8 protein-coding genes are annotated in these 11,572 nt (G+C 68.0%); all 8 read left to right on the plus strand.

Going from position 1 to position 11,572, the window contains the following annotated elements:
* The first annotated feature begins 32 nt into the window (after positions 1–32).
* Positions 33–1,043, plus strand: coding sequence for an aldo/keto reductase (locus AC07O3_RS16315; RefSeq protein WP_495339803.1), 1,011 nt, complete (start codon positions 33–35; stop codon positions 1,041–1,043).
* A gap of 72 nt (positions 1,044–1,115) precedes the next feature.
* Positions 1,116–2,600: an efflux transporter outer membrane subunit gene (locus AC07O3_RS16320; RefSeq protein WP_495339804.1), complete on the plus strand. Its 1,485-nt coding sequence runs from the start codon at positions 1,116–1,118 to the stop codon at positions 2,598–2,600.
* A gap of 4 nt (positions 2,601–2,604) precedes the next feature.
* A complete protein-coding gene (locus tag AC07O3_RS16325) occupies positions 2,605–3,831 on the plus strand; it encodes an efflux RND transporter periplasmic adaptor subunit (RefSeq protein ID WP_495339805.1) in 1,227 nt (408 codons plus the stop codon).
* Positions 3,828–6,998, plus strand: a complete 3,171-nt coding sequence (locus AC07O3_RS16330; protein ID WP_495339806.1) for an efflux RND transporter permease subunit — start codon at positions 3,828–3,830, stop codon at positions 6,996–6,998. Before AC07O3_RS16325 ends, AC07O3_RS16330 begins: the two co-directional genes overlap by 4 nt.
* A gap of 51 nt (positions 6,999–7,049) precedes the next feature.
* Positions 7,050–7,772, plus strand: a complete 723-nt coding sequence (locus AC07O3_RS16335; protein ID WP_097198403.1) for a heavy metal response regulator transcription factor — start codon at positions 7,050–7,052, stop codon at positions 7,770–7,772.
* Positions 7,769–9,166 (plus strand): heavy metal sensor histidine kinase, encoded by a 1,398-nt coding sequence (locus AC07O3_RS16340; RefSeq protein ID WP_495339807.1) that lies wholly within the window; start codon positions 7,769–7,771, stop codon positions 9,164–9,166. Before AC07O3_RS16335 ends, AC07O3_RS16340 begins: the two co-directional genes overlap by 4 nt.
* 116 nt (positions 9,167–9,282) lie before the next feature.
* Positions 9,283–10,221 carry a VTT domain-containing protein gene (locus AC07O3_RS16345; protein ID WP_093178105.1) on the plus strand — a complete coding sequence of 313 codons (939 nt, stop codon included), beginning with the start codon at positions 9,283–9,285 and terminating at the stop codon, positions 10,219–10,221.
* A 99-nt stretch (positions 10,222–10,320) separates the two neighbouring features.
* Positions 10,321–11,550 (plus strand): MFS transporter, encoded by a 1,230-nt coding sequence (locus AC07O3_RS16350; RefSeq protein ID WP_258353452.1) that lies wholly within the window; start codon positions 10,321–10,323, stop codon positions 11,548–11,550.
* The last annotated feature ends 22 nt before the right edge of the window (positions 11,551–11,572 follow it).

Consider the following 11,572-nt stretch of genomic DNA (forward strand, 5'->3'; position numbering starts at 1 on the left):
ACGGCCCCTTCGCTTCCAAGGAGCCAACCCCCATGAGCATTCCCACCACGCGGCTCGGCCGCACCGGCCTTACCGTGTCCCGCCTTGCCCTCGGCACCATGACCTTCGGCCTGCAGACCGACGAGACGGTGTCGTACCAGATCCTCGACAAGGCTGCCGAAGGCGGCATCAACTTCCTCGACACCGCCGACGTGTACCCGCTCGGCGGCACCGTCGAGACCACCGGTCGCACCGAGGAAATCATCGGCCGCTGGTTGCAGAAGCAGGGCCCCGCGGGCCGCCGCCGTTTCGTCGTCGCCACCAAGGCGGTCGGCAAGGTCGGCCCCAACAGCTGGGACCAGGGCGCGTCGCGCAAGCACCTGCTGGACGCCATCGACGCCTCGCTCAAGCGGCTGCAGACCGACCACGTCGACCTGTACCAGCTGCACAGCGACGACCGCGAAACGCCGCTCGAAGAAAGCCTGGAGGCGCTCGACGTCATCGTGAAGTCGGGGCGGGCGCGCTACATCGGCGTGTCGAACTTCCTGGCCTACCGCCTGGCACGCGCGCTGGGCAAGGCCGAGCTGCACAAGCTCACGCGCTATGTGTCGGTTCAGCCGCGCTACAGCCTGCTGTTCCGCGAGATCGAGCGCGAGCTGCTGCCGCTGGTTGGCGAAGAGGGGCTGGGCGTGATTCCCTACAACCCGCTGGCGGGTGGCCTGCTGACGGGCAAGTACAAGCCCGGAGCCAAGCCGGAGGAAAACACCCGCTTCACGCTCGGCACCGCCGGCAACATGTACCAGGACCGCTACTGGAACGAGCGCAGCTTCAACACCGTGACGCAGCTGCACAAGCTGGCCGACGAGGCGGGCGTGTCGCTGGCAACGCTGGCCGTGGCGTGGGTGATGGCGAATCCGCTGATCACCGCGCCGCTGCTCGGCGCGAGCCGGCCCGACCAGCTCGACGCGACGCTGGCCGCCGCCGAATACAAGCTCGATCCGGCGCTGAAGCAGAAGCTCGACGAGCTGACTGCCGAGTACCGCAAGGGCGATGCCCCGCGCTGACGCTGAAACTGTCAGAACTGTCAGTTAGTCGACAGCGAGGGGTTTGATGAGGGTGCCTAGAGTGCCTTCATCATGGTTCTTTCCGACGCACCTCCTCTCTCGCGCGCGGCCCTCGCGCTGGCCGTCATGGTCCTCGCAGGCTGCGCTGTCGGCCCCGACTACGTCCGCCCGCAGATGGACGTGCCGGTCGCCTACAAGGAAACAGGCGGCCCCTGGAAAACCGCTGCCCCGCAGACCATCGACGCCAGCCACCCCTGGTGGGATGCCTACGGCGACAGCACACTCAGTGCGCTGGTCGTGCAGGCCAACGCGGCCAACCAGAACATCCGCGTCGCCGAGGCGCAGTACCGCGAGGCGCAAGCCATCACCGCGGCAGCGCGCGCCAACTTCTTCCCGACCGTCGGCATCAACGCCGGTGCCACCCGTGCACAAAGCAACAGCACCGGCACCGTCAAGCTAGGCACCACCGACACCCTCGGCCTCGCCGCCAGCTGGGAGCCCGACATCTGGGGCGCGGTGCGCCGCTCGGTCGAGGCCGGCAGCGCGAGCGAGCAGGCCAGCGCCGACGACCTGGCCGGCGCGCGGCTCAGCATCCAGACCACGCTCGCGCAAGACTATTTGCAGATCCGCGTGATCGACCTGCAGCGCGACCTGTACGCCAGCACCACCACCGCCTACGCCAAGGCGCTCGAACTCACACAGCACCAGTACGCGGCCGGCACAGTGCTGCGCTCCGACGTGGCGCTGGCAGAAAGCCAGCTCAAGACGGCCCAGGCCCAGGCCGTGGACCTCGACGCCCAGCGCGCCCTGCTCGAACACGCCATCGCGGTGCTGACGGGGCAGGCGCCCGCGTCGTTCTCGCTGCCGCCGCTCGAATCGTCGTCGCAGCCGCCCACGGCCGAAACGCTTTCTTCGGCCGCCGCGCTGCGCGTGCAGCTCCCGGTCACGCCAACGGGCCTGCCTTCGGAGCTGCTCGAACGCCGCCCCGACATCGCTGGCGCCGAGCGCCGCGTGCAGGCAGCGAACGCCAACATCGGCGTGGCCAAGGCCGCGTACTTCCCGCAGATCGTGCTCAGCGCCAGCGGCGGCTTCAGCGCTGCCACGCTGGGCACGCTGTTCAACACGCCCAGCCGCGTGTGGTCGCTCGGCGCGGCGCTGGCGCAGACCGTGTTCGACGGCGGCTTGCGCAAGGCGCACACCGACCAGGCCGTGGCCACCTACGACGCCTCGGTCGCGCAATACAAGCAGACCGTGCTCGGCGGCTTCCAGCAGGTGGAAGACAACCTTGCCACCCTGCGTGTGCTCGACAACGAATCCGCCCTGCAGGCCGATGCCGTGCGCGCCGCGCAACTTGCCGAGCGCCTGGCCCTGAGCCAGTACCGCGCAGGCACCGCCACCTACCTCAGTGTGGTGACGGCGCAGACGCTCTCGCTCACCAACCAGCGCACGGCCGCGCAGGTGCTCGGCCGCCAGCTGGCAGCCAGCGTCTCGCTGATCGCGGCCACGGGCGGCGGCTGGAACGCCGCCGATGCCGCACAAAAGACTTCCGGAAATTGACGCCATGACGACGACCGCAGACACCACCACAACGCACCCCCTGTTCCAACGCCGCTCCACCTGGCTCGCGGCCGCCACGCTCGTGGTCGTGCTGGGCGGCGGCGCCTGGGCGCTCACCCACCACGCGGCCAATGCCGCCAAGCCCGATGCGCCGAAGACGCCGCCGGTGCAGGTGACCACCGCACGCGTCACGCCGCAGACCGTGCAGGTCTATCGCTCGGGCATCGGCACCGTCGCCTCGATGGCCACCGTTACCGTCAAGGCGCGCATCGATGGCCAGCTCGACAAGGTCGGCTTCGTCGAAGGGCAGGACGTGAAGGCCGGCCAGCTGCTCGCGCAGCTCGACCCGCGCACGCTGCAAGCCCAGCTCGCGCAGGCGCAGGCCACCAAGGCGAAGGACCAGGCCACGCTCGTCAATGCGCGCGCCGACCTCAAGCGCTACACCACGCTGCTCTCGCAAGACGCCGCCACCCAGCAGCAGGTCGATACGCAGAAGGCCCTGGTCAACCAGCTCGAAGCCACCGTGCAGAACGACGCCGCGCAGGTGCAATTCGCCGAGGTGCAGCTGAGTTTCACGCGCATCTCGTCGCCCATGAACGGCCGCGTCGGCGCGAGGCTGGTGGACCCAGGCAACATCGTTCACGCGACCGACACCAGCGGCCTCGTCGTCATCAACCAGATCGACCCCATCGCCGTGCAGTTCACGCTGCCCGAAGACGCGGTGCAGGACATCAACCGCGTGCAGCAGCAAAGCGCGCAGCCACTCTCCGTGGTGGCCTTTGACCGCAGCGGCGCGCAGATGCTGGGCACCGGCACGCTGATCTTGCTGAACAACCAGATCGACACCACCAGCGGCACCGTGCAGCTCAAGGGCAGCTTCGCCAACCCGCAGCACACGCTGTGGCCCGGCCAGTACGTCAACGTGCGGCTGCAGCTCGACCGCCGGCCCGATTCGCTCACCGTGCCCGCCGCCGCCATCCAGCGCGGACAGGACAACACCTACGTCTGGGCCGTCGATGCAGAGAACAAGGCCGAGAACGTGCCCGTGCACGTGGTGCAGATCGCCGACGGCACGGCAGTTGTAGACAAGGGCCTGACGGCCGGCCAGCGCGTGGTGGTCGACGGCCAGTACAAGCTCAAGCCCGGCGCCACCATCGTCGAGCCACCGCCCGCCGCCAAGAATGCAGATGGCAAAGATGGCAAGAAGGCCGCCAGCGGGAGCAGCAATTGAGTATCTCCGCCGCATTCATCAAGCGCCCCATCGGCACCACGCTGCTGGCGCTGGCCATCCTGCTGGTCGGCGCGGCGGTGTTTCCGCTGCTGCCGGTGGCGCCGCTGCCGCAGGTCGACTTTCCGACCATCCAGGTTTCGGCCAACTTGCCGGGCGCGAGCCCGGAAACCATGGCCTCCAACGTTGCGCAGCCGCTGGAGCGGCAGTTCTCGCTGATCGCGGGGCTGTCGCAGATGACGTCCACAAGCGGCCTGGGCTCCACGCAGATCACGCTGCAGTTCGATCTCGACCGCAGCATCGACGCCGCCGCGCTCGACGTGCAGGCCGCCATCAACGCATCAACCGGCCAGCTGCCCGCCAACCTGCCGAGCCCGCCCACCTTTCGCAAGGTGAACCCGGCCGACGCGCCCATCCTGATTCTCTCGGTGCAGTCGAAGACGCTGCCGCTCACCGAGGTGAACGACTACGCCGACAACATCCTCGCGCAGCAGATCTCGCAGATCTCCGGCGTGGGCCTGGTCAACATCGGCGGTGTGCAGAAGCCGGCCGTGCGCATCCAGGTCGACCCGGCCAAGCTCGCAGCGCTTGGCCTGAGCCTTGAAGACGTGCGCACCGTGCTTGCCTCGGCCACCGTCAATGCGCCCAAGGGCACCATCGACGGGCCGAACCAGAGCTTCACCGTCTACACCAACGACCAGTTGCTGAAGGCCCAACCGTGGAACGACGTGGTGCTGGCCTACCGCAACGGCGCGCCCATTCGCGTGCGCGACCTGGGCGTGGCGGTCGATGGCCCCGAGAACGCCAAGATCGCCGGCTGGGCCTACGCAGGTGCCGCCGCGCCCGAAGGCAGCAACGTGCAGAACGGCCGCTCCATCGTGCTCGCCATCACCAAGCAGCCCGGCGCCAACGTCATCGAAACGGTAGACCGCATCAACGCCGCGCTGCCGCGGCTGAAGGCGTCGATTCCGCCCACGGTGGACGTCAACGCCATCATCGACCGCACGCAGACCATTCGCGCCTCGGTGAAAGACGTTGAATTCACGCTGCTGCTGACCATCGCGCTCGTGGTGGGCGTGATCTTCGTGTTCCTGCGCAACGTACCGGCCACGCTCATTCCCAGCGTGACGGTGCCGCTCGCGCTGCTGGGCACGGTCGCGGTGATGTACCTGCTGGGCTACAGCCTCGACAACCTCTCGCTCATGGCGCTGACCATCGCGGTCGGCTTCGTGGTGGACGACGCCATCGTGATGCTCGAGAACATCTACCGCTACGTCGAAGAGGGCATGTCGGCCGTCGAGGCCGCCTACAAGGGCGCGAGCGAAATCGGCTTCACCATCATCTCGATCTCGGTGTCGCTGGTGGCGGTGTTCATTCCGCTGCTGCTCATGGGCGGCATCGTTGGGCGCCTCTTCCGCGAGTTTGCGGTAACGGTCACGCTCACCATCGTGGTGAGCGTGGTGATCTCGCTCACGCTCACGCCCATGCTGTGCTCGCGCTTCCTGAAGAACGAGCACGGCAACAAACACGGGCGCCTGTACCAGCTGTTCGAGCGCGGCTTCGACGCGATGCTCAACGGCTACAAGCGCGGGCTGCACGTGGTGCTCGACCACCAGTTCATCACGCTGATGGTGTTCATTGCCACGGTGGCCGCCACCGGCGTGCTGTTTGCGATCATCCCGAAGGGCTTCTTCCCGCAGCAGGACACCGGCTTCATCTCGGGCTTTGCCGAGTCGGCTCAAGACGCATCCTTCGCGTCGATGAACGCCCGCATGCTCGAGCTGGCCGACGTGGTGCGCAAGGACCCTGACGTGACCGGCTTCGGCATGAACGGCAGCTCGTCCACCTACAACACCGGCAACTTCTTCATCAGCCTGAAGCCCAAGGACGAAGGCCGCACCGCCACCGCCGACGAGATCATCACGCGCCTGCGCCCGCAGCTCGCCAAGGTGCAGGGCGTGAACCTGTTCCTGCAGGCCGGGCAAGATATTCGCGTGGGCGGACGCGCCTCGCGCACGCAGTACCAGTACACGGTGACCGACGCCAACCTCGACGAGCTCAACACCTGGGCACCCCAGTTGCTCGCGCGCTTCAAGCAGCTGCCCGAAATTACCGACCTGGCCTCCGACCAGCAGAACGCCGCGGCATCCGCTGTGCTCACCATCGACCGCGACCGCGCGTCGAGCTTCGGCATTTCGCCCGCCACCATCGACGCCACGCTGTACGACGCCATCGGCCAGCGCCAGGTGGCGCAGTACTTCACGCAGCTCAACAGCTACCACGTGGTGCTGGAGGTAACGCCCGAGCTGCAGCAAGACCCGTCGCTCTTCAGCAAGCTGTACCTCAACTCGCCGCTCACCGGACAGCAGGTGCCGCTGTCGACCTTCGTGAAGGTGGACACCAGCAAGACGGCCTACCTGTCGATCAGCCACCAGGGCCAGTTCCCGGCGGTGACCATCTCGTTCAACCTCGCGCCGGGCCATGCGCTGGGCGACGCGGTGAACGCCATCAACAAGGCGCAGGCCGAGATGGGCCTGCCGCAGTCGCTCACCGGTTCGTTCCAGGGCACGGCGCAGGCCTTCCAGGATTCGCTGGCCTCGCAGCCCTACCTGATTGCGGCGGCGCTGGTGGCGGTGTACATCGTGCTGGGCCTGCTGTACGAGAGCTACATCCACCCGCTGACGATTCTGTCGACGCTGCCCTCGGCCGGCGTGGGAGCCTTGCTGATATTGATGGCAGGCGGCTACGACCTGAGCGTGATTGCGCTGATCGGCATCATCCTGCTGATCGGCATCGTGAAGAAGAACGGCATCATGATGATCGACTTCGCGCTCAAGGCCGAGCGCGAGCAGGGCATGTCGCCGCACGACGCCATCTACCAGGCCTGCCTGCTGCGCTTCCGCCCGATCATGATGACCACCATGTGCGCGCTGCTCTCGGGCCTGCCGCTGATGCTGGGCCACGGTTCGGGCTCGGAGCTGCGCCGGCCGCTGGGCTACGCGATGGTCGGCGGGCTGATACTCTCGCAGGCACTCACCCTGTTCACCACGCCGGTGGTCTACCTGTACCTCGACCGTGCCCACTACTGGTACATGAATCGCAAGGAAGCGCGCAAGGCCCGCAAGGCAGCAAAGGAAGGCAAGGCCCCGGTGCCGGCCGAGGCGCACTGATGAGCGCCGGCTGACACTACGGACGGGGACGGAGACAGAGACAAAAACGCCATGAAGATCCTGATAGTCGAAGACGAGCTGAGAACCGCGGACTACCTCTCCAAGGGGTTGACCGAGCAGGGCTGCGCCGTCGACATGGCGCACAACGGCATCGACGGCCAGCACCTGGCGCTCACGCACGACTACGACGTGATCGTGCTCGACGTGATGCTGCCCGGGCAGGACGGCTTCTCGGTGCTGCGCGCGCTGCGTGCCGTCAAGCAGACGCCGGTCATCATGCTCACCGCGCGCGACAGCGTGGAAGACCGCATCAAGGGCCTGCACGAAGGCGCGGACGACTACCTCGTCAAGCCCTTCTCGTTTCTCGAGCTGCTGGCGCGGCTGCAGGCGCTGAACCGGCGCGGCCGCAAGCAGGAGCCGATGCAGCTGCGCATTGCCGACCTGCAGGTCGACCTGCTGGCGCGCAAGGCTTCTCGTGGCAGCGGTGGCGGCAACACGCGCATCGACCTCACGGCCAAGGAGTTTGCGCTGCTCGCCGTGCTGGCAAGGCGCCAGGGCGAGATCCTGTCGAAGACCGCCATCGCCGAGCTGGTGTGGGACATGAATTTCGACAGCAACACCAACGTGGTCGAGGTGGCCATCAAGCGGCTGCGCGACAAGATCGACGTGCCCTTCAGCCCGAAGCTGCTGCACACCATCCGCGGCATGGGCTACGTGATGGAAGTGCGCGACGGCGACAGCAACACCGCCGAGGGGGAGGGCGCCGCACCGTGAAACGCTCGATCACCGCGCGGCTGGTCATCATGTTCGCCGCGGCGGCGCTCGCGACCTTTGCGCTGACCGGCTTCGCGCTGCACAGGGTGCTGATTCGCGAGCTGGACCGGCACCAGTACGAAGAGCTAGACACCACGCTCAAGAGCCTGCAGTTCTGGATCAAGGCCATCGATACCCCCGAGCGCTGGACCCGCGTGCAGGCGCGCATGGATGCGCTCACGCCAGAGGACGGCAGCGTGCGCTTCTGGGTGCTCAGCGACGATCCGCGCTTCCAGTACGGCAAGGGCCTGGCCGAAATCGACGGCCTCACGCGCGAGGCCAACGGCCACACCAGCAGCATCGTGCTGCCGGGGCAGGAGAGGCCGTTTCGCACGCTGTCCGTGCACATCGAGCCCCATGCGCAGCGGCCGGCCGTGCGGCTGATCGTCGGGCGCAACACCGAGCCTTATGCGCGCACGCGCCAGACCTTTCTGACCGCGCTGGCCGCGCTCGGGCTGGGGTCGGCGCTGGTGGTGGCCATTGCCGGCTACTGGATCGCGCGCGTGGGCCTGCGGCCGCTGGAGCGGCTTTCGGCCGAGGCGCAGGCGCTGCGGCCGAAGACCTTGTCGCAGCGGCTGCAGTCGGGGGCCTTGCCGGTCGAGCTCTCGGCGCTGGCCGAGGCCTTCAACGGTGCACTGAACCGGCTCGAAGAGGCCTACGGCCAGCTCGAATCGTTCAACGCCGACGTGGCGCACGAACTGCGCACGCCGCTGGCCAACCTCATCGGCAGCACGCAGGTGGCACTGTCGCGCCAGCGCAGCGCGGGCGAGTTCCAGGAGGTGCTGCAGGCCAACCTCGAAGACCTGGAGCGCGTACGCTCCATCGTCAACGACATGCTGTTCCTCGCGCGCGCCGACCGCGGCGAAGTGGCGACCGGGCTGGTGCTCACGCCCGTGGCGCAGGAAGTGCGCAAGACCATCGAGTTCTTCGAGTTCGTGCTCGACGAGACGCGCACGCAGGTCGCCATCGAGGGCGACGTGCTGGCCGAGGCGCGGCTGGAAAGCGCGCTGTTCCGCCGCGCCATGTCGAACCTGCTGCAGAACGCCATAGAGCATTCGAAGCCGGGGGCACAGATTGCCGTGACGCTGCGCGAAGAAGCCGCCTCGACGTGGATCACCGTGTCGAACCCGGGCGCACCCATCGACGAGCAGCATCTGCAGCACCTGTTCGATCGGTTCTACCGCGTCGATGCCGCACGCAACGACGGCGGCGAGCATCACGGCCACGGGCTGGGGCTGGCCATCGTGAAGGCGGTGGCGAGCATGCACGGAGGCCAGGTGAGCGCATCGAGCGAAGGCGGCCTGAACACCTTTGGTTTCAGCGTGGCGCGCCCCCCTGAAAAACTCGCTGGCTGAAGCCGCCCGCCAATGGCCTGTGCCCAGTACGTTCTTGGGCCATGCCCGAGAATCGCGGTTCGCATGAACCGCACGCAACCACCGCAAATTCATCCAGCATCCGGACAAGGGCAGCCATGGCGCAGCTGATGTCCCTGCTCGTGCAGAACGCGATCCTGGTGGTGTTTGCCGCCAGTTTTGCCGCACGCCTCGGGCTGCCGGTGCCGGCGGCCGCGGTGCTGGTGGTGACGGGTGCGCTGCTGGCGGCGGGCGATGTCTCGGTGCCCGGCGTGGTGGCGGCCGCGGTCGTCGCCAACCTGCTGGGCGACGGTGCGTGGTTCTATGCCGGACGGCGCTTCGGCTACCGCTTCATGCGCCTGCTGTGCCGCATCTCGCTGTCGCCCGACACCTGCGTGCGGCGCGGCGAATCGCTCATTACCGACTGGGGCGGCATGTCGCTCGTGGCCGCCAAGTTCGTGCCGGGCGTGTCGGTGGTGGCGCCGCCCATGGCGGGAGCGCTGGGCATGTCGGTGCGGCGCTTCATCGGCTTCGACATTGGCGCAGCGCTGGTCTGGACGGGGCTCTTCCTCGGGCTGGGCTGGGTGTTCCGCAACCAGATCCAGGAAGTGCTGGCCGTCATGGCGCAGGCCGGCGGCATTGCCACGGCCGCGCTGGGGGTGCTGTTGCTGGTGATCCTCGCGGTGCGCTACTGGCGCCGGCGGGCCTTCATGCGGCTCACGGGCATGCCGCGCATCTCGGTGGAAGAGCTGCACGACTTGCTGAACGGGGAAGAGCCACCGCTGGTGATCGACGTGCGCGGCCAGGCCGGCATGCAGGTCGACCCGCGCCGTATTCCGGGCGCAGAGGCGTACACGCTCAAGGCGCTGCAGCAGCGCAGCCTCGACCTGTCGCATGCATCCGGGCGCGTCGTGGTGCTGTACTGCAACTGCCCCAACGAGGTGTCGGCCGCGCAGGCTGCACGCGTGCTGCTGGCGCGCGGTGCGCGGCGGGCCCTGCCGCTGACCGGTGGGCTCGACGCATGGGTGGCCTCGGGCCGGCCCACCAGCGTGGACTGACCTCGCGCCTGCAGTAATCGGCCCTGCGTGCTAAGGTGCCCGGGCTTCGGGTTAACCCCTAAGCCCACCCCCCTTCGCAACTGGCAACCGGGACTCCTCGTGTCTTCTTCCGCTCCCACAGCCTCTCCGGCCGCTTCGACCGCAACAGGCCTCACGCCCGCGCTCACGCTGGTCTTCGCCATCGCCTGCGGCCTGTGCGTGGCCAACATCTACTATGCCCAGCCGCTGATCGGCCCCATCTCCGACACGCTGCAGCTGCACGCCGGGCTGGCCGGCCTGATCATGACGCTCACCCAGCTCGGCTACGGCGCCGGCCTTCTGCTGCTGGTGCCGCTGGCCGACGTGGTCGAGAACCGCAGGCTCATCGTCGGTGCGCTGTTCGGCGCGGTCGTCGGGCTGGTGGGCATTGCGCTCTCGGACTCGGCCGTTACCTTTCTTGCGGCCTCCTTCGTAGTGGGCACATGCGCGGTCGCTGCGCAGGTGCTGCTGCCCTTTGCCTCGCACCTCGCGCCGGAGGCCACGCGCGGCAAGGTGGTCGGCAACATCATGGCCGGGCTGCTGGGCGGGATCATGCTGGCGCGGCCCTTTGCCAGCGTGGTGGCATCGGCGCTGGGCTGGCGCGCGGTGTTCTGGTTGTCGGCCGTGCTGATGGCCACCCTCATCGCCGTGCTGTGGCGCGTGCTCCCGCAGCGGCAGCCGCATGCCTCGGTGGGCTACGCGCGCACCATGGCCTCGCTGCCCGGCATCGTGTGGAACACACCGCTGCTGCGCCGGCGCGGCTTCTACCAGGGAATGATGTTCTCCGGCTTCCAGGCCTTCTGGACGGCCGTGCCGCTGGCGCTGGTGCATGAGTTCGGCATGGGGCAGCGCGGCATTGCGCTGTTCGCACTGGCCGGTGCTGCCGGCGCGCTGATGGCACCGCTGGCGGGCCGGCTGGCCGACAGGGGGCTGACGCGGCCCGCCACAGGAGCCGCCATCGTCGTCGCACTGCTTTCCTTCGTGCTCGGCGCAATCGCCATGCACTACCACTCGCTGGCCGGGCTGGTCGCGGCGGGCATCCTGCTCGACGGGGCGGTGCAGCTGTGCCAGGTGCTCAACTTCCGCAGCCTGTTCATGCTGGCGCCCGAACTGCGCGGCCGGCTCAATGGGCTGTTCATGACCTTCATCTTCATCTGCGCCGCGGTGGCCTCGGGCATTGCGGCGGCGGTGTATGCCTTCCACGGATGGAGCGGCTTGTGCCTGCTGGGCGGCGGCTATGTGCTGCTGGCGCTGCTCTACTACGCGACCGAGTTCCGCCAGCAACCTTCGGCCGTGGCCGTCGGCAGGTAGCAGACGCAAACGACCGTAGACT

Source organism: Variovorax sp. GW821-FHT09D05, assembly GCF_059416325.1.

What these genes read in the sequence shown, in the direction of transcription:
- AC07O3_RS16320 (WP_495339804.1), top strand. Translation starts at nt 1,116, where the DNA reads ATGGTTCTTTCCGACGCACCTCCTCTCTCGCGCGCGGCCCTCGCGCTG.
- AC07O3_RS16315 (WP_495339803.1), top strand. Translation starts at nt 33, where the DNA reads ATGAGCATTCCCACCACGCGGCTCGGCCGCACCGGCCTTACCGTGTCC.
- AC07O3_RS16325 (WP_495339805.1), top strand. Translation starts at nt 2,605, where the DNA reads ATGACGACGACCGCAGACACCACCACAACGCACCCCCTGTTCCAACGC.
- AC07O3_RS16345 (WP_093178105.1), top strand. Translation starts at nt 9,283, where the DNA reads ATGGCGCAGCTGATGTCCCTGCTCGTGCAGAACGCGATCCTGGTGGTG.
- AC07O3_RS16335 (WP_097198403.1), top strand. Translation starts at nt 7,050, where the DNA reads ATGAAGATCCTGATAGTCGAAGACGAGCTGAGAACCGCGGACTACCTC.